The sequence below is a fragment of the Curtobacterium sp. NPDC088465 genome (assembly GCF_044753165.1).
In the GTDB taxonomy this organism is placed as follows: domain Bacteria; phylum Actinomycetota; class Actinomycetes; order Actinomycetales; family Microbacteriaceae; genus Curtobacterium.
This window is the reverse complement of the sequence record NZ_JBIVMR010000006.1, coordinates 40,229-57,370: the sequence shown is the minus strand read 5'-3', so window position 1 is coordinate 57,370 and position 17,142 is coordinate 40,229. Positions and strand designations below refer to the sequence as shown.

General features: G+C 74.7%; 15 protein-coding genes. 7 read left to right on the top strand and 8 right to left on the bottom strand.

The genetic code is table 11. The features are described 5' to 3' along the window. Window position 1 precedes the first annotated feature (1 nt). A complete protein-coding gene (mtrA, locus tag ACIP6W_RS15775) occupies window positions 2-676 on the bottom strand; it encodes an MtrAB system response regulator MtrA (RefSeq protein WP_066658387.1) in 675 nt (224 codons plus the stop codon). A 150-nt stretch (window positions 677-826) separates the two neighbouring features. On the opposite strand from mtrA, the gene ACIP6W_RS15770 reads away from it, so the two are divergent. Genes ACIP6W_RS15770 through ACIP6W_RS15750 form a run of 5 tightly spaced genes read left to right on the top strand, consistent with a single transcriptional unit; the run spans window position 827 to window position 6,492 of the window. Further along, window positions 827-2,185: a glycerophosphoryl diester phosphodiesterase membrane domain-containing protein gene (locus tag ACIP6W_RS15770; protein WP_400430401.1), complete on the top strand. Its 1,359-nt coding sequence runs from the start codon at window positions 827-829 to the stop codon at window positions 2,183-2,185. Further along, window positions 2,182-2,817 (top strand): DUF4129 domain-containing protein, encoded by a 636-nt coding sequence (locus ACIP6W_RS15765; RefSeq protein WP_144411323.1) that lies wholly within the window; start codon window positions 2,182-2,184, stop codon window positions 2,815-2,817. Before ACIP6W_RS15770 ends, ACIP6W_RS15765 begins: the two co-directional genes overlap by 4 nt. After that, complete coding sequence (locus ACIP6W_RS15760) at window positions 2,814-4,070, top strand: DUF4350 domain-containing protein (RefSeq protein ID WP_400430399.1); 1,257 nt, start codon at window positions 2,814-2,816, stop codon at window positions 4,068-4,070. Before ACIP6W_RS15765 ends, ACIP6W_RS15760 begins: the two co-directional genes overlap by 4 nt. Further along, window positions 4,067-5,134, top strand: coding sequence for an AAA family ATPase (locus ACIP6W_RS15755; RefSeq protein ID WP_400430397.1), 1,068 nt, complete (start codon window positions 4,067-4,069; stop codon window positions 5,132-5,134). The genes ACIP6W_RS15760 and ACIP6W_RS15755 overlap by 4 nt, the downstream gene beginning before the upstream one ends. After that, window positions 5,134-6,492: a DUF58 domain-containing protein gene (locus ACIP6W_RS15750; RefSeq protein WP_271826883.1), complete on the top strand. Its 1,359-nt coding sequence runs from the start codon at window positions 5,134-5,136 to the stop codon at window positions 6,490-6,492. Before ACIP6W_RS15755 ends, ACIP6W_RS15750 begins: the two co-directional genes overlap by 1 nt. 42 nt (window positions 6,493-6,534) lie before the next feature. On the opposite strand, the gene ACIP6W_RS15745 is transcribed toward ACIP6W_RS15750, so the two are convergent. After that, window positions 6,535-7,530 (bottom strand): stage II sporulation protein M, encoded by a 996-nt coding sequence (locus ACIP6W_RS15745; RefSeq protein WP_311206435.1) that lies wholly within the window; start codon window positions 7,528-7,530, stop codon window positions 6,535-6,537. 62 nt (window positions 7,531-7,592) lie between these two features. On the opposite strand from ACIP6W_RS15745, the gene ACIP6W_RS15740 reads away from it, so the two are divergent. Further along, on the top strand, window positions 7,593-8,462 hold the full coding sequence (locus tag ACIP6W_RS15740) for an RDD family protein (protein WP_400430395.1): 870 nt from the start codon (window positions 7,593-7,595) through the stop codon (window positions 8,460-8,462). 59 nt (window positions 8,463-8,521) lie between these two features. On the opposite strand, the gene ahcY is transcribed toward ACIP6W_RS15740, so the two are convergent. Further along, a complete protein-coding gene (gene ahcY / locus ACIP6W_RS15735; RefSeq protein ID WP_209685210.1) occupies window positions 8,522-10,000 on the bottom strand; it encodes an adenosylhomocysteinase in 1,479 nt (492 codons plus the stop codon). 186 nt (window positions 10,001-10,186) lie between these two features. Continuing rightward, window positions 10,187-10,411 (bottom strand): DUF3499 family protein, encoded by a 225-nt coding sequence (locus ACIP6W_RS15730; protein ID WP_066654995.1) that lies wholly within the window; start codon window positions 10,409-10,411, stop codon window positions 10,187-10,189. A 92-nt stretch (window positions 10,412-10,503) separates the two neighbouring features. On the opposite strand from ACIP6W_RS15730, the gene ACIP6W_RS15725 reads away from it, so the two are divergent. Next, window positions 10,504-10,944, top strand: a complete 441-nt coding sequence (locus tag ACIP6W_RS15725) for a metallopeptidase family protein (protein WP_066654996.1) — start codon at window positions 10,504-10,506, stop codon at window positions 10,942-10,944. 234 nt (window positions 10,945-11,178) lie between these two features. On the opposite strand, the gene ACIP6W_RS15720 is transcribed toward ACIP6W_RS15725, so the two are convergent. The 4 genes from ACIP6W_RS15720 to galE all read right to left on the bottom strand — a co-directional run bounded on the left by ACIP6W_RS15720 (window position 11,179) and on the right by galE (window position 17,103). After that, window positions 11,179-12,582, bottom strand: coding sequence for a DUF5719 family protein (locus ACIP6W_RS15720; RefSeq protein ID WP_066654999.1), 1,404 nt, complete (start codon window positions 12,580-12,582; stop codon window positions 11,179-11,181). Further along, window positions 12,579-15,458, bottom strand: a complete 2,880-nt coding sequence (locus ACIP6W_RS15715; protein ID WP_400430393.1) for a glycosyltransferase — start codon at window positions 15,456-15,458, stop codon at window positions 12,579-12,581. The genes ACIP6W_RS15720 and ACIP6W_RS15715 overlap by 4 nt, the downstream gene beginning before the upstream one ends. 153 nt (window positions 15,459-15,611) lie before the next feature. Continuing rightward, window positions 15,612-15,950 carry a WhiB family transcriptional regulator gene (locus tag ACIP6W_RS15710; RefSeq protein WP_081985311.1) on the bottom strand — a complete coding sequence of 113 codons (339 nt, stop codon included), beginning with the start codon at window positions 15,948-15,950 and terminating at the stop codon, window positions 15,612-15,614. A 190-nt stretch (window positions 15,951-16,140) separates the two neighbouring features. Next, the gene (galE, locus tag ACIP6W_RS15705; RefSeq protein WP_400430391.1) at window positions 16,141-17,103 is read right to left on the bottom strand and encodes a UDP-glucose 4-epimerase GalE; all 963 of its coding nucleotides are present in this window, start codon (window positions 17,101-17,103) and stop codon (window positions 16,141-16,143) included. Between the last annotated feature and the right edge of the window lie 39 nt (window positions 17,104-17,142).

Genomic DNA, 17,142 nt, shown 5'->3' with positions numbered 1-17,142 from the left:
CTCAGGCTCCTCCGGCCCGGTAGCCGACACCGCGGACGGTGGTGACGATCTTCGGGTTGTCCGGGTCGTGCTCGATCTTCGCGCGGAGCCGCTGCACGTGGACGTTCACGAGCCGGGTGTCCGCCTTGTAGTGGTAGCCCCAGACCTGGTCGAGGAGCATCTCGCGGGTGAAGACCTGGTTCGGCTTCTCGGCGAGCGCGCGGAGCAGGTCGAACTCGAGCGGGGTGAGCGCGATCACCGTGTCGCCGCGACGGACCTCGTGCGCGGCGACGTCGACGGTCAGGTCGCCCGCGTGCAGCACCGACGCGTCCCCCGCCGTCGGCCGCAGCCGCGTCTTGATGCGCGCGACGAGCTCCTTCGGGTTGAACGGCTTGACGACGTAGTCGTCGGCACCGTTCTCGAGGCCGGCGACGACGTCGGCGGTGTCGCCCTTCGCCGTCAGCATGATGATCGGGGTGCCGCTGTCCGCGCGGATCCGCTTGCAGACCTCGATGCCGTCGATCCCCGGCAGCATGACGTCGAGCAGCACGAGGTCGGGCTTCGTGCTGTGGAACGTCTCGACGGCGTCGTTGCCGTCGGCGCTGAACTCCGGGTCGTACCCCTCGGAACGGAGGACGATGCCGATCATCTCGGCGAGGGCCTGGTCGTCGTCGACGACGAGGATGCGCGGTGTCATGTGCATGGACTCCGTGGGACGGGCGGCGGTGCCGAGAGCCGGCACCCACAGTCACGATAGCCGAGCACCCGTCGCACCGGGATCTTGCGACAGTATGGGTGCACGGTCGTGCGTTCCGCTGCGCGACACGAGCACGACGAGGGGGCGGCGATGGCCGACTGGCAGGTTCCGGGATCCGGTGGGGGCGAGGACCGGACGGGAGGCCCGTCCCACCCCGCAGGGCAGCCGTCGTCCGCCGGGTGGTCGGGGCAGCAGCCGTGGCCGGCCCAGCAGGGCTGGCAGCAGCACGCCGGCCCCGGGCGTCCCGGTCCCGGTCCGCAGCGACCGCCGGCGCAGCGCCCGGTCGTCCCGCTCCGTCCGCTCGGCCTGGGCGACGTGCTCGCGGGGGCGTTCACGGTGTTCCGGCGGAACGCGCGCGTCCTGCTCCTCTGGAGCCTGCTGCTCAGCGGTGTGCTCGGGCTCCTCGCGACGCTGGCGAGCACCTTCGGGCAGCAGTCGCTGCAGGCGCGCATGTCGTCGGCGGTCGAGGCCGGCGGGAGCGGCGCGGGGGACGTCGTCGCCGGGTCCGTGACCCTCTTCCTCGTGCTCTCGGTCGGGCTGCCCTTCCTGGCCTACCTGGGCCGGGCCTTCCTCGTCGCGCCGGTCGCGGCGGACACCGGGCAGCGCGTGCTCGGGCGCCGCGCGAGCTTCCGCGGCCTCTGGGCGCTCCTCGCCGGTCGGCGGTGGCCGGTCCTCGCGTGGATCCTGCTGCAGCTCGCCGCGGGCCTGGTCCTCGGCGCGGTGTTCGGCGGACTCGTGGTCGGCATCGCGGCCGGTCTGGTCGCGGGTCGCTCCGGCATCGGCGGCTTCATCGGCGCGTTCTTCCTGCTCGCCCTCGGCGCACTCGTCGTGGTCGCCTGGCTGGCGACGAGGTTCGCGTTCACCGTCCCCACGATCGCCCTCGAGGGCCGGGGCGTCTTCTCGGCAGCGGCGCAGTCGTGGCGACTCACCCGCGGGGCGTTCTGGCGCACCTTCGGCATCGTCCTGCTCGTCCAGGTCGCATTCGGGATCGCGGGGTCGATCGCGTCGATCCCGCTCACGTTCGGCACGGTCCTGGCCATCGGCGCCTTCGACCCGCTCGGGCAGACGGGCGCGGCCGCCGGTGTGGGCGTCGGGGCCGTCGTGGCCATCGTGCTCGGTGCGCTGCTGTCCATCTCCGTGCAGTGCGTCACCGACGTGCTCAGCGCCTCGGTCCTGACCTTCCTCGCCCTCGACCGCCGCATCCGCACCGAGGCGCTCGACCAGCGGATCGCCGCGCACCTGGACACCGGGGAGCCGTCGGACCCGTTCGCACCGGCGCCCGCCGTCGCCCGCCCGCCGTGGCCCGGTCAGCAGGGCCCCGGACAGCCCTGGCCCGGACAGCAGGGCCCCGGACAGCCCTGGCCGGGTCAGCCGTCGACGCAGCAGTGGCCCGGCCCACAGCAGCCGTCGCAGCAGTGGCCGGGGCAACCGTGGCCGGGCGGCTCGTGACGCTCGGTCCGGACGAGGCACGTCGACTGCTCGAACGCGAGCTCGAGCGAGCCGACTACGACGGTGCGCGCGCGACCTGGTGGGACCGGGCCTCGCGCCACGTGCTCGAGTGGCTCGGGTCCTTCCGCCCGGGCGGCGGGCTGGACTCCCCCGTCCTCGGGCAGTCCGTGCTCTGGATCGCGGTCGTCGTGCTCGTGGCGGTCGTCGTGCTCGTGGTCGTCGCCCGCGGTCTCCCCCGTCGCCGGGCCCGCACCGCGCGGTCCGACGACGGGAGCGTCTTCGACGCCGACGACGTCCGGTCCGCCCGCGAGCTCGGCGACGCCGCCCGCTCCGCCCTGCGCGCGGGCGACTGGTCCGCCGCGGTCCTCGACGGGTACCGCGCCGTCGCGCGCGGACTCGCCGAACGCGACCTCGTGCGCGAGGTCCCCGGCGCCACGGCACGGGCCGTCGCCGGCCGCGCGGCACCGTGGTTCCCCGACCACGCGGACCGGATCGACCGGGCAGCGCGCGCCTTCGACGACGTCCGGTACCTCGGCACCGAGGCCGACGAGGCCACGGCACGCTCGGTCATCGACACCGAGGCGACGGTCCGCGGTGCCCGACCCGCGGTCGCACCGGCGGTGTCGACGTGAGCGCCGCCGCGACCGCGACCCGCGTCGTCCGCGCCCCGGGCAGGCTCGGTCGCGTCGCCTTCTGGGTCGTCATCGTGCTCGTCGGCCTGCTGCTCGCCGGGCTCACCGCGGCGGTGCAGTCCTCCACCGACCCGTCCCGCGAGCCGCTCGACCCGACCTCGACGACGGCGAGCGGTGCGCGGGCGCTCGTCCGGGTGCTCGAACAGCAGGGCACCCGGGTCGACGTGGTCGACCGCGTGGACGGCCTCGACGGCGACGCACTCCGCGATGCGACGGTCCTGGTCGACGACTCCGCCGGCGCCCTCGACGCCGGGGTCGCCCGCCGACTCGGTCGCTCGGCCGAGCACGTCGTCCTGGTCACCACGGACCAGGCCGCACTCGACGCCCTGGGCCTCGACGTGGTCGCCGCCGGCCCCGTGCTCGGGGACGACACCGTCGCGACCACCGGGTGCGCCGTCCCGGCCGTCGCCGCCGCCGAGCGCATCACCACGAGCGGCCAGGGCTACCGCCCGCCGTCGGACGGCCCCGTCCCGTCCGGCACCGACCTCTGCGCCACGACCGGCAGCGGGGACGACCGCGTCGCCGGCATCGTCCGGACCGCCACGCCCGGCGGCGACGTCACCCTGGTCGGCACGACGGGGGCGCTGCGGAACGACACGATCACGACCGCGGGCAACGCCGCCTTCGCACTCGACCTGCTCGGTTCCGGTGACCGGCTCGTCTGGTACACGCCGACCCGGACGTCGGCCGACGCCGCGCCGACGATCGGCTCGCTCGCGCCGCCGTGGGTGCCCGGCGCCCTGCTGCTGCTCGGCCTCGTCGCGGTCGCGGCCGGCGTCTGGCGCGGTCGCCGGCTCGGGCCCCTCGTCGTGGAACGGATGCCCGTGGTCGTCCGCGCCTCCGAGACCACCGAGGGGCGCGCACGCCTCTACGCCAGGACCCGGGACCGCACGCACGCGCTGGACACCCTGCGGCTCGCAGCGCTCCGACGGGTCGGGCACCGCCTCGGGCTCCCCCGCGGTGCGCACGTCGACGAGGTCGTCCGTGCCGCGGCCCGCGCGACCGGTCGTCCCGACCCCGCCGTCGGTGCCGTCCTGGTGGGCGGCCGGACGACCGACGACCGTGCGCTCCGCGACGGCGCAGCGGCCCTCGACGAGCTCGAGCGTGCCGTCCGCGCGGCGACCGGCGCCCCCGTCCCGCAGACCTCCACCCCCCGAACGCCCCACCGCAACCGACGAGGAGCACGACCGTGACCGATCCGTCACCCGCCCAGGAACCGAACGGCACGACCCGGACCGACGCTGCGCCCACCACCAGGACGCCGCCCGCCACGGAACCGGACGCCACGGCACGCCCGACCGGCGGCACCGACGCGCTCCGGGACGCCTTCGGCCGGCTCCGCGCCGAGGTGGGCAAGGCCGTCGTCGGCCAGGAGGGCGCCGTGTCCGGGATGATCGTCGGCATCCTCGCGCAGGGCCACGTCCTGCTCGAGGGCGTCCCCGGCGTCGCGAAGACGCTGCTGGTGCGCAGCCTCGCAGCGGCCATGTCGCTCGACACGAAGCGCATCCAGTTCACCCCGGACCTGATGCCCGGGGACGTCACGGGCTCGCTCGTGTTCGACGCGTCGACCGGCACCTTCCCGTTCCGCGAGGGCCCGGTCTTCACGAACGTGCTGCTCGCCGACGAGGTGAACCGCACGCCGCCGAAGACGCAGTCCGCACTGCTCGAGGCGATGGAGGAACGCCAGGTCAGCGTGGACGGCGCCGCGCGGCCGCTGCCCGACCCGTTCTTCGTCGCCGCGACGATGAACCCCATCGAGTTCGAGGGGACCTACACGCTGCCGGAGGCGCAGCTCGACCGCTTCCTGATGAAGCTCACGCTCGACGTGCCGCCCCGGGACGTCGAGTGGCAGGTGCTCCGTCGGCACGCGGACGGCTTCGTCCCGCGGGACGTCCGGTCCGCCGGGGTCCGGCCGGTGCTCGGCGTCGACGAGGTCCTCGCGGCGCAGCGGGCCGTCCGCGCGGTGGGGGCGCGCGACGACGTCCTGGCGTACGTGGTCGACCTCGCCCGCGCCACCCGGCAGGCGCCGTCCGTCCGCATCGGCGTGAGCCCCCGCGGTGCGACGGCGCTCCTCGCCGCCGCGAAGGCGTGGGCGTGGCTCACCGGCTACGACGCGATCACGCCGGACCACGTGCAGGCGATGCTCCTGCCGGTCTGGCGGCACCGTCTGCGCGTGGCCGCGGACGCCGAGCTCGAGGGCGTCGGGGCGGACGGGGTGCTGCAGCAGGTCGTCGAGCAGGTCCGGGTGCCCTTCTAGTGGCCGTCTCCGGTCGCTTCGTCGCGCTCCTGGCGGTCGCGATCGTCCCCACGGTGCTGCTCGGCAGCGCCTGGGGCGGCGTGGCGTGGGCGGCCGTCGTGGTGCTCGCCGCCGGGCTCGACGTCCTGCTCGCCGCCGATCCGGGCTCGGTCCGCGTCGAGCGACGGATGCCGCAGCTGGTCCGACGCGGCAGCACCGCCGACGGCACGCTCGTCCTGGCGAACGACGGACGTCGGCCGCTGCGCGCGGTCGTCCGGGACATGTGGGAGCCCTCCGCCGGCCACGGGCCGCACCGGATCCGCTCGACGGTGCCCGCCGGGGAACGCCGGACCGCCCGGGTGCGCTTCACGCCCTTCCGTCGCGGCCGTCGCACCAGCGCCGGGGTCGCCGTCCGGTCCTTCGGCCCGCTCGGCCTCGCCGCCCGGCAGGCCGTCCTGGACGCGCCCGGTTCGCTGGTGGTCACGCCGCCCTTCCGGTCGCGTCGGCACCTGCCCTCCCGGCTCGCCCGGCTCCGCGAACTCGACGGTGAGACCACCCTGCAACTGCGGGGTCACGGGACGGAGTTCGACTCCCTGCGCGACTACGTGCGCGGCGACGACGTGCGGTCGATCGACTGGCGCGCGACCGCCCGGCGGCAGGACCTGGTCGTCCGGACGTGGCGACCGGAGCGTGACCGCCGCGTCGTCATCGTCGTCGATGCCGGTCGTGCCGGCGCCGGACGCGTCGACGACGAGCCGCGGCTCGACACGTTCATCGAGTCCGCGCTGCTGCTCGGCGCGCTCGCGACGGCTGCCGGCGACCGGGTCGAGCTGGTCGTGCTCGACGACACCGTCCGCGACCGGGTGCACGGTGCGACGCGGACCGACGTGGTGCGACGCTTCGGCGAACGGCTCGCACTCGCCGAGCCGGGCCTCGCGGCGACGGCCTGGTCGGCGGTCCCGGCAGCCGTCGACGCCGTGACGACCTCACGTTCGTTCGTCGTGCTCCTGTCGAGCCTGGACTCCGTCGGCGCCTCGGCCGACCTGCTCGCGGTGCTCCCCCGGCTCGCGCGACGGCACGCCGTCGTCGTCACGAGCATCGCGGACCCGGCCGTCGAGCGGATGGCGAGCGGGGTCGCCGAAGCCGGTCACGGGACGCCGGAGCAGCGGGACGGACGGGTGTCGCGCCTCCTGGCCGGGTCCGGTGCCGAGCGCGACGTCTACCGACGAGCGGCCGCGGAACGGACCCTGCTCGACGCGGACGGCGTCGGGGACGTCGCACGCCGGGCCGGCGCCGAGGTCGTGCGCGGTGGGCCCGGGGCCGTGCCACCGGCCGTCGCCGACGCGTACATCCGCGCGAAGGCGGCCGGCCGGCTCTGAGCCGCGGGCGGCGGGCGCACGACCCACGGCGCAGCCCTCGGCTCAGCCCGCGGTGAGCGCCGTCGCGCCGCGCTCGAACTCCTCGACGTCACCGCGCTCACCCGCGCGGAACGCACGGCCGCCGACCACCCACTGGTACCAGAGCACCGCGGCCAGTGCGACCGTGCCGATCCCGATCTTCACCGGCCACGGCCAGTCCTGGCGGGTCACCACGCCCTCGACCAGCCCGGAGAGGAGCAGGGTGAGCGCGAGACCGACCGCGACCGTGAGGAGGGCTCGACCGTCCTCCGCCAGGGCCTGCGCCCGCGTGCGCGCACCGGGGGCGATCCACGACCAGCAGATCATCAGGCCGGCGGCACCGGCGAGGAAGACCGAGTACAGCTCGAGCTGACCGTGCGGAGCGATCCAGAGGAAGAAGTCGCCGAGCCGCCCCTGCGAGTGCATGATCGCCGCGGAGACGCCGAGGCTCACCGCGTTCTGCACGATCGACACCGGGACGTAGAGCCCCGTGATGCCGAAGGCCACCATGCGTGCCGCGATGAAGGCGTTGTTCGACCACACCTGCGCGGTGAACGCCCCCAGGCCGTGGTCGGAGTAGTACGCCTGGAAGTCCTCCGTCGCGTACTGCCGCAGGGCCTCCGGCGTGCCGAACGTCGTGACCGCTCCCGGGGTCGACGCGATCCACACGGCCACGATCGCCGTGATCGCGACCGTTGCCGCCGCGACCCAGACCGTGACCCAGCGGATGCGGTACAGCGCCGCCGGGAGGTGCCGCGCGAAGAACGTCGTGACGGCGGTCAGGGGGTCGACCGGCGTGCCCGTGAAGCGCAGTCGTGCGCGGAACACGGTGCGGGACAGGCGGTCCCCCACCGCGGAGCCGGGCGCGACGCCGCGGACCCGCGCGAGGTCGGTCGCGACCTCCTGGTAGCCGCTGACCAGCCGGTCCGCGTCCGCGCCCGACCCGTGTCGGGCGCGGGCGAGCCGGTCGACCTCGTCCCAGCGGTCGCCGTGCACCGCGCTGTAGGCCTCCAGGTCCACGTGCCTCCCCCGATCGCGCACACCGGGCCCCCGAGGGGACCCGCTCACGACAGAATGATCCCATGGGGAAGACGCGCGTGCCACGCGACCTGTCCGACGCCCGCTTCGGCGGGACGCTCGACGAGACCGCCGACGAGCTCGTCGTCGGCGAGGCCGTCGCGCTCGACGTGCAGCCGGCCGGCATCGTGCTGCGACTCGCGGCGGCGCTGCTCGACGGGGTCTGCCTCGTGGCGCTGCTCGCCATGCTGCTGTTCGGGCTCGCGAGGGTGTGGCCGCCCGGCGCCGACACCGTGTGGCTGTTCCCCCTCGGCATCGGGGCCGCGGTGACGGTGCTCGTGCTCGTCCCGGCCGGGGTCGAGACCGTCACGCGGGGCAAGAGCGTCGGACGGTACGCCGCCGGGACCCGGGTGGTGCGGGTCGACGGAGGCGCGATCGGGTTCCGGCACGCCTTCACCCGCGCACTGGTCGGGCTGCTCGAGCTCTGGTCCACCCTGGGCTCCGTCGCGTTCGTCGTGGCGCTGTTCGGCTCGCGCCCCAGACGCCTCGGCGACCTGCTCGCCGGCACCTTCGTGCAGCACGAACGCGGCGCACGTCGGCGCGACGTGGAGGTCCTGCTGCCGGTCGAACTCGTGCCGTGGGCAGCGGTGGCGGACGTGTCGGCGCTGCCGCAGCGGCTCGAGGACCGCCTCGGGGCCTTCTTCCGGTCGGCGGCCGACCTGCGGCCGGAAGCGCGCGAGACCGCCGCGCGGATGCTCGCGGCGGCGGTCGCGGAGCACGCCTCCCCGGTGCCGGACGTCCACCCCGAGGTGTTCCTCGCGGGCGTCGTCGCGGTGCGGCGGGAGCGCGACGTGCGGGCGCTGCGGGCGCGGGCAGCACTGCTCGACGGTGCGGCGGCCGTCGCCGGGGCGCGGCCGCCGGGCTTCCCGCGCTGAGGCGCTGGCGCCGCCCCGCGCGGCGACGGGAGCCGCGCAGCAGCGCGGCGCCGGCGCGGTCAGTACCGGTAGTGGTCCGGCTTGTAGGGGCCCTCGACGGGCACACCGATGTAGGCGGCCTGCTCCGGCCGGAGCTCGGTGAGCCGGACCCCGAGGGCGTCGAGGTGCAGGCGCGCGACCTTCTCGTCCAGGTGCTTCGGCAGCACGGAGACCCCCGTCGGGTACTCCTCGCGCCTCGTGTGCAGTTCGATCTGCGCCAGGACCTGGTTCGTGAACGAGTTGCTCATCACGAACGAGGGGTGCCCCGTCGCGTTGCCGAGGTTCATCAGCCGTCCCTCGCTCAGCACCAGGACCGAGCGGCCGTTCGGCAGCCGCCACTCGTGCACCTGCGGCTTGATCTCGACCTTCTCGACCCCCGGCAGCGCCTCGAGCCCCGCCATGTCGATCTCGTTGTCGAAGTGTCCGACGTTCGCGACGACCGCCAGGTGCTTCAGCGCGAGCACCTCGTCGACCCCGACGACGCCGAGGTTGCCGGTGCAGGTCACCACGATGTCGACCTCGCCGGCGACGTCCGCCAGCCGGGCGACCTGGTAGCCGTCCATCGCCGCCTGCAGTGCGCAGATCGGGTCGACCTCGGACACGACGACCCGGGCGCCCTGGCCGCGGAGCGCCTCGGCGGCGCCCTTGCCGACGTCTCCGTAGCCCACGACGAAGGCGACCTTGCCGCCGATGAGCACGTCGGTGGCCCGGTTGAGCCCGTCGGGCAGCGAGTGCCGGATGCCGTACTTGTTGTCGAACTTGGACTTCGTCACCGAGTCGTTGACGTTGATCGCCGGGAAGCGCAGCTCGCCCTTCCGAGCGAGCTCGTACAACCGGTGCACGCCCGTGGTGGTCTCCTCGGTGACGCCCTGCACCTCGGCCGCGATGCGGGTCCAGCGGTCGGTGGAGCGCTCGAGCGACGCGGCGACGGTCGCGAGCACGATCCGCCACTCGGCGCTCGCGTCGGCCCCCGGCTCCGGAGCACGTCCGGCGGCCTCGGCGTCCGCACCGGTGTGCAGGAGCATCGTCGCGTCCCCGCCGTCGTCGAGGATGAGGTTCGGCCCCGTCCACGACTCCCCCGCGGCAGCGGCCTCGACGCTCCAGTCGAAGATGCGGTCGGTGCACCACCAGTACTCGTCGAGCGTCTCGCCCTTCCACGCGAACACCGGGACGCCCGCGGGTGACGCCGGGGTCCCCGTCGGCCCCACAGCGACCGCCGCGGCGGCCTCGTCCTGCGTGGAGAAGATGTTGCAGCTCGCCCAACGGACCTGCGCGCCGAGGGCCACGAGGGTCTCGATGAGGACCGCGGTCTGCACGGTCATGTGCAGGGACCCGGCGATCCGCGCACCGGCGAGCGGCTGCGACGGCCCGAACTCCTGACGCAGGGCCATCAGGCCCGGCATCTCGTTCTCGGCCAGGCGGATCTGGTGGCGACCCGCCTCGGCGAGGGCGAGGTCGGCGACGCGGAACGGGGCGGCGGTGCGGGTCTCGGTCGACATGGCGTCAGTCTGGCACGCCGGGAGGCGCGGACCGTCAGACGACGTCACGGACGTCGGGCGGGCCTCCAGGCCGCACCGGGAGACGCTGGACGGACCGGCTCACCTCCGGTGGGCGGGCCACCGGAACCGACGCACGCGGCGGCCGTCGGTCGGCGGCGTGGGCCACCGGGACCGCGGTGCGCGGCCTCAGTCGGCGGGCGCTGCGTCCCGCCGGATCGGTTCGCGCCGCACGACGTCCCAGCCGCGGGGCACGCGCAGGCGGGCCGCGTGGCGGGCGCAGAGGTCGTACCCGTGCGGCTCGACACGGGTGGAGAGGGGCCCGACGACGACCATGGAGTCGCCGTAGTCGTACGTCAGGGTCGCCGAGGCGCTCGCGCCACAGGCGACCTTGCTGCAGATCCGTACGTCCATACCGGCACCGACCCTACCGGGCGGACCACCGCGACGGCCTGCCGAGGGCCGTCGCCGGGGTCGGCCACGCCCTCGCCGCGTACGATGGCGGGATGCGTCGGAAGCACCCCACCGTCACCCCCGTCGACCGCGCCCGTGGTCGGTCACGGCACGGACGCGGTGGCCGGTCGAGTGTCACCGGACCGGAGCTCGCGCCCGTCATCACGCGCGCCGAGACGTTCGACCGCATCGTCGGCGACACCGCCCACTACCTGGTGGGGCTCTGGCCGGACGAGCTCGCCGGGGTGGTGTTCCAGGTGGCCGACATGCCGACCGACCAGACGCTGCCGGACCGCCTCCCCCGCTGGCGGGTCGACCGCGGCGACCGGCGCGTGACGCTGTTCCGGATCCCCGTCGAGCGGGTCACCCGGAGTCCGGAGAAGGACGACACGGACCGCCGCGTGATCATCGAGACCGCGGTGTTCCGTGCGGTCGGCGAGCTCATCGACAAGGACCCGTGGGACCTGGCGCCCGACCGGTACCGCCACTGGTGACCGACAGGGAACAGCACCCACGGCCGGACCCGGCACCCGACCGGTACCGCCACCGGTGACCGACACGGACCAGCACCCACGGCCGGACCCGGCACCCGACCGGTACCGCCACCGGTGACCGACACGGACCAGCACCCACGGCCGGACCCGGCACTCGACCGGTACCGCCACCGGTGACCGACACGGACGACGCGCCGGACGGGCACCGCCACCGCTGACCGACGGGCCCCGGCGTCAGGGGTAGACGCGCACCGGGGTCGAGACCTCCGTCGCCGGCCGAACCGGGAAGCCGGCGATGCCGTCGTCCGCGTCGTAGCTGACGCCCGCGACGAGCCCCTCGGCGCCGGTGAGCTCGAGCTGCGTCGACACGGGGACCTGCACGGTGGCCGTGCTGCCCGAGGCGACGTCCACCTCCTGCTCACGGTCCCCCGAGGTGATCGTCACCGTCGCGTCCGACCGCGTCGGGTTGACGAGGTTCATCCGCGACCCGCCGCCGGGCGCGACCGCGGTCACGACACGGTCGCCGAGGGGCTCCGCGGACGCGAACCAGCCGAGGTCGGTCCGACCGTCGTCGGTCGGCTTCGTGGTGCGGGCCCCCGCGACGAGCGGCTCCGTCGACGTCACCGTGAGCGAGTACCGCCCGTCCGGGAAGTCGTCGAGGGCGACGTCGGTGACGACCCCGGGCTCAGCGGTCGCGTTCACCGTCGAACCGCCGCCGTCCGCCGTCGTGATGCCGACGGTCACGCGTGCAGCGCGGTCGCCGGGGACGAACAGGCGGAGCACCGGGGTGGCGTCCTCGGTGTCGTCCCCGCGCTGCGCCTCCTCGGCGCCGCTCAGCACGACCGCGGGGATCACCTGCGTCCGCGCCGGTGCGGCGCCGCCGGAGACGACGTCGTAGCCGCCCGGGGTCAGCGTCCGCACGATGCTCTCCTGCATGTGCGCGACGATCTGCCCGCCGGACGAGGTCACGTGCACGACCGTCGACCCCTGGTCGGCGACGAAACCGGACAGCGGCACGACCTTCTGCGTGTTCGGTGCGACCACGATGCCGGTGGTCCCGGGCGCCTGCACGGTACCGGAGGCGTCGAACACGTCGAGGTCCACGGTGGCGTTGACGTCCGTCGGGTTCGACAGCGTGATGAGGCTGGTCCGGCCGGTCTCGGTGGAGCCGCCGACCAGCCAGGTCGACTGGCCGGGGTCGTCGCAGGACGCCGCGCCGAAGCCGACGAGGTCCCCCGACGACACGCTCTGCGAGGTGCTGCCGGCGACCTGCGGCGTGCTGTCACCGGCGGGCGCGGTGAGGAGCTGGGGGTCGCTGCCGCCGGTGGTCGACGAGCCGAGGGTCGACCGGTCGACGGTGCTGCCGGTGGTGCCGGTCGCGACCTCCGACGACCCGACGGTGCTGGCCGTCGTCGCGTCGTTCCCGGACTCGTCCGAGAGCCGCAGCGCGCTGCCGGCGCACACACGCTCGGCGTCGGCGGGCACCGGTGTGACGAGTCGACCGGCCGGGCGGAGCGCGGTGCTCTCGGTGCCGATCGCGTGCGCGGCCGTCACGGCGCCGGCGGCGACGACCACGGCGACCGCGGTCGCGGTGCCGCGGACGACCCACCGTCGGACGGACCGGTGCTCGGTGCTCATTCGTCGCGCTCCTCGTCGAAGGTGGTGGCTGGTTCCTCGGCCTCGATGACGTTCGAGGTGGCACGGCGGCGACGCGGTGCGGTCGGGACGGCGAGCAGGGCCGCTGCGCCGAAGACCACGCCGAGCACGATCAGGTACAGCACGTGCGTCGCCTGGGTCGCGGCCGAACCGGTGGACACCCGGTCGACGTCGCCCTCGTAGTGGAAGAGCCGGCCGGAGGTGGTCTCGCCGATGCTCGTGAACCGGGCGTCCTGGCCGATCGCTCCGGCCGCACGGTCGTGCACCTGCTGCGCCGCGTCGGCGTCCGGTGCGTCGTCGAGCAGCACGAACGAGATGCCGAGCTCGCGGAGCGCGGGTTCGGGGTCGTACCCGCTGCGGCTGGCGAGGTTCCCGGCGAGTGTGGCCAGCTGCGCGCCCGACCTGCTGAGGCGGAGCGCGGTGGAGTCGAGCGTCGTCTGGTCGTCGAGCGTCGAGCCCTGGCCGCGTTCGAGCGACACCGCGAGGGAGCCGTCGGTCTGCGGGTCGACCACGAGCGTGCCGACGTCCGGGTTGGCCTGGGCCTCGGCGTTCACGTAGGCGCTCAGGACCCGTCCGGTGGTCGGCTGCAGGAGCGTGTCACCGAGGGTGGACGCGGCGAAGGCGGGGGTGACCGCGACCCCGGCGAACACCGCCGCGACGAGTGCGGTGACCGGAGCGGTCCGCGGCAGCACGTCGATGCCGATCGACGCCGCGAGCACGATGCCGAGCGCCGTCACGGAAAGGGCGCTGCCGGGCCACACGATCGTCGTGGTCGAACCGACCCCGGTGACGGTGAGGTGGGTCGCACCGAAGGCCGTCGCGTAGCCGAGGAGCGCCAGGACGAGCGCTGCGCCGGCGACGGCCCAGCGGTGTCCGAGGAGCGCCCCGACCGCGAGCATGACGACCGGCAGCGCGAGGACGGCCATCGCGACGGGCAGGACCGCCGCCGCGAGCCCGAGGGGCGTCGTCGCGGGGAGCCACCCGCTCCAGTCCGGCAGCGGCTGCCCGACCGCGAGCTGGAGCGCCGAGGGGGCGCGCGTGGCGGAGGGGACGCCCGGGTCCGCGAACACGGCGAGCGGGTTGCCGCGGGCGACCTGCGCCAGGACGAGCGGCAGGAAGAGCACGGCGGCGGGGACCGGGATGAAGACCCGACGGTGCGCACGCCGCCAGCCGACGACGAGGGACACGACCCACCCGACCAGCAGGACCGGCAGCAGCGACGGCGCCGAGGCCGCGACGACCGCGAAGAGCAGCGACGCGCCGGACGCCCATGCCCACGAGCGGTGCGCCTCGAGCACCGCCAGCAGCAGCCACGGGAGCAGCACGTGCGCGATGAGGGCCCCGAGGTGTCCGGTCGTGACGGCGCCGACGAGCGTCGGGGTGATCGTGTACAGCGCGGCACCGACGACGGGCACCCAGGTGCGGGTGGTGACCTTGCGGACCACGAACCAGGCGCCGAGCGCGGCGAGCGGGAACGAGAGCAGGAGCACGACCACGACCGAGGTCGACGGCGACCAGGCGGTGATCGAGCCGAGCACGGCGAGCACGGCGGCGAACGGGTCGCTCGGGCCGGTGGAGCCGGTCCCGACCGAGTGCCAGCCGTAGCCGACGTTCTGCCACAGCCGCCCGACCGAGGTGCTGAGCGGCAGGAGTCCGCCGCCCGTGACCGCGGGGGTGCCGAGCAGCGGGTACAGCGTCACCACGCTGAGCGCGGCCGCCGCGAGCACGACCCACACGCCGCCGTCGCCGAGGAACGATGCCCGCGCGATCGGGGCGTCCTCGACCCGGGCGAGTTCGACGTCACGCGAGGTGGTCCGTCGCTCGTGCACCCGGCGCCAGCTGACACGGAGGGGCTCGATGGCAGCCCACCCGACCCGACGGGTCCGCGCGGCGTTCGCCCGCGCCCGTCGGACGCCGCCACCGAAGGCCACGGCGAGGGCGGCGGCGAGTTCGCCGGAGACCGCGGCGGGGTGCTTCGCGACGAGGTGGCCGACGGCCCGGACGAGCGCGGTCGGCACGAGCAGCAGCCAGTGCAACCAGAGCAGCCCGGCGGGGGCGTACGTCAGTCGGCGGTGCAGTTGCGCCTGGCGGTGCAGGCGCACGCGCCGCCCCTCGGAGACGCGCTTGCGGCCGAACTCCTCGATCGGTCCGGCACTCGTCACGCGGGCCTCGGGCACCACGGCGACGCGGTGTCCGGCGAGGCGCGCACGGATGCAGAGGTCGAGCGCGGCGTCGACGTCCGGCAGCGCCGGGTCGAAGCCGCGGAGTTCGCGCCAGACCGAGCGGCGCACGAGCATGCCGGCGGCGGACACGCCCATCACGTCGGTGTGCCGGTCGTGCTGGCCCTGGTCGAGCTCGTCCTGCACGAGGGCCAGCGATCGGCCGGCGCGCGTCGTGCTCTCCCCGAACGCACGGATCCGTGCGGGGTCGTCCGTGTCGACGAGCTTCGGCCCGGCGACCACGACGGACGGCGCGATCTCGACCGCGGAGAGCATCTCGGCGAGTGCGGTCGGTGCCGGCGCGTTGTCGTGTCCGAGCAGCCACAGCCACTCGTCGGGCGCTGCGTCGGTCCCGTCGTCGCCGTCGGCGGTCGGCGCTTCGCGCTCCCCCGCCGCGACGGCCTCGCCGAAGGGGCGACCGGCGGGCAGGCGCACGAGCCCGGCGGACCCGCCCAGCGCGAGCTCGGCCGTCGACCCGTCGGTGGAACCGACGTCGACGACGACCAGGTTGTCGGGGTGCCGGGTCTGGGCGACGAGGGCGTCCAGGGTCCGGTCGAGGTGCTCGCCGCCGTTCGCGGTCACGAGGACCGCGGTGACGCGGGGCTGGGCGGACCGGGGCTGCGCGGGACTGGGCTGCATGACGCGCGTCACTCTACGGTCTGGAGGCGCGGGACCGGTCTGCGAGAGCGGCGCGCCGTCAACCTGTGCGCACCATCAACGGACGGTGGGTGGCGGAGGCGGGAGGCGCCTCCAGGCCGACCGACGCCCGTCGCGCTGCGCGCGGTGGGTGCGTCAGGCGCGGCGGCGGAGCTTCCGGCGCTCGCGTTCGGAGAGGCCGCCCCAGATGCCGAAGCGCTCGTCGTTCTCGAGCGCGTACTCGAGGCACTGCGACCGGACCTCGCACGACCCGCAGATCTTCTTCGCCTCGCGGGTGGAGCCGCCCTTCTCGGGGAAGAACGCCTCGGGGTCGGTCTGGGCGCAGAGCGAGTCGACCTGCCACGACAGCGGGTTCTCCTCGTCGCCCTCGGCACGGCGGACACCGGGGACACCGAGCGACACCGGGTCGACGTGCCAGTCCTCCGGCACGCCGGCGTGGAAGTCGGAACCGTTCACCCTGATCACCCCTGACATGTCGACGACGGCCTGCAACGACCGAAGCCGCTGCCTGTAATTACAGCGGTGTGATTCCGTTCCGTCAAGTCGCGGATCATAGAAGGTGCTGACCGCTGCGGCGTGTCATGTCCCCCGTACGGGCGTGTCGCAGGCCGTCTGTCCGGCGATCGGGGGACACGCTGCGCACTCCGACCGCCGTGCCCGGGCCTCAGCCGACGCGGCGACGGGCCTCCCAGGCGCTGGACACCATCTCGTCGAGCGAGTGCCGCATCGCCCAGTCGAGGTCGCGCGCGGCGGCCTCGCCGGTCGCGACGATCCGGGCGGGGTCGCCCGGACGCCGGGGCGCGACCTCGGGCTCGAACGCGATCCCGGTGCCCGACGCCATGGCGTCCATGATCTGCCGGACGCTCACGCCGTCCCCGCTGCCGAGGTTGTAGGCGCGCTCGAGCTGCTCGCCCGCCTCGAGCTTCTGCGCCGCGACGGCGTGCGAGTGCGCGAGGTCGGCGACGTGGATGTAGTCGCGGACGCAGGTGCCGTCCGGGGTGTCGTAGTCGTCGCCGTTGATGCGCGGCACCCGGCCGGCGAGCAGCGCCTCGAACACGAGCGGGAACAGGTTGTGGGGGCTGGCGTCGTACAGGTCCGGCTCCCCCGACCCGACGACGTTGAAGTAGCGGAGCGAGGTGGTGGCGAACCCGGCGGCGACCTCCATGTCCCGGAGCAGCCACTCGCCGATGAGCTTGGACTCGCCGTACGGCGACTCCGGTGCCCTCGGGGTGTCCTCGACGACGACGTCGACGTCGGGTGTGCCGTAGACCGCGGCGCTCGACGAGAACACGGCCTTGGTGACGCCGTTCTCCGCCATCGCCCGGAGCAGGGTCGCGGTACCGGTGACGTTCTGCTCGTAGGTGTGCAGCGGCCGCTCGACCGAGACGCCGGCGTACTTGAAGCCGGCGACGTGCACGACGCCGGTCACCGCGTGCGCACGGAGGGTGCTGGCCAGCAGGTCGCCGTCGAGGATCGTCCCCTCGACGAACGGCACGTCCTCCGGCACGAAGGCACGGAACCCGCTCGACAGGTCGTCGAACGCGACGGTGTCGATCCCTGCGGCGCGCAGCGCGCGGACGACGTGGGACCCGATGTACCCGGCACCGCCGGTGACCAGCCAACTCATGCTCGTCACGCTAGCGGACGGCACCGTCCCCTCGGGCCG

Excerpts from the sequence above, each read along its gene's own strand:
- mtrA (WP_066658387.1), bottom strand. The coding sequence starts at position 676 with ATGACACCGCGCATCCTCGTCGTCGACGACGACCAGGCCCTCGCCGAG.
- ACIP6W_RS15725 (WP_066654996.1), top strand. The coding sequence starts at position 10,504 with ATGCGTCGGAAGCACCCCACCGTCACCCCCGTCGACCGCGCCCGTGGT.
- ACIP6W_RS15770 (WP_400430401.1), top strand. The coding sequence starts at position 827 with ATGGCCGACTGGCAGGTTCCGGGATCCGGTGGGGGCGAGGACCGGACG.
- ACIP6W_RS15720 (WP_066654999.1), bottom strand. The coding sequence starts at position 12,582 with ATGAGCACCGAGCACCGGTCCGTCCGACGGTGGGTCGTCCGCGGCACC.
- ACIP6W_RS15710 (WP_081985311.1), bottom strand. The coding sequence starts at position 15,950 with ATGTCAGGGGTGATCAGGGTGAACGGTTCCGACTTCCACGCCGGCGTG.
- ACIP6W_RS15740 (WP_400430395.1), top strand. The coding sequence starts at position 7,593 with ATGGGGAAGACGCGCGTGCCACGCGACCTGTCCGACGCCCGCTTCGGC.
- galE (WP_400430391.1), bottom strand. The coding sequence starts at position 17,103 with ATGAGTTGGCTGGTCACCGGCGGTGCCGGGTACATCGGGTCCCACGTC.
- ACIP6W_RS15715 (WP_400430393.1), bottom strand. The coding sequence starts at position 15,458 with ATGCAGCCCAGTCCCGCGCAGCCCCGGTCCGCCCAGCCCCGCGTCACC.
- ACIP6W_RS15730 (WP_066654995.1), bottom strand. The coding sequence starts at position 10,411 with ATGGACGTACGGATCTGCAGCAAGGTCGCCTGTGGCGCGAGCGCCTCG.
- ahcY (WP_209685210.1), bottom strand. The coding sequence starts at position 10,000 with ATGTCGACCGAGACCCGCACCGCCGCCCCGTTCCGCGTCGCCGACCTC.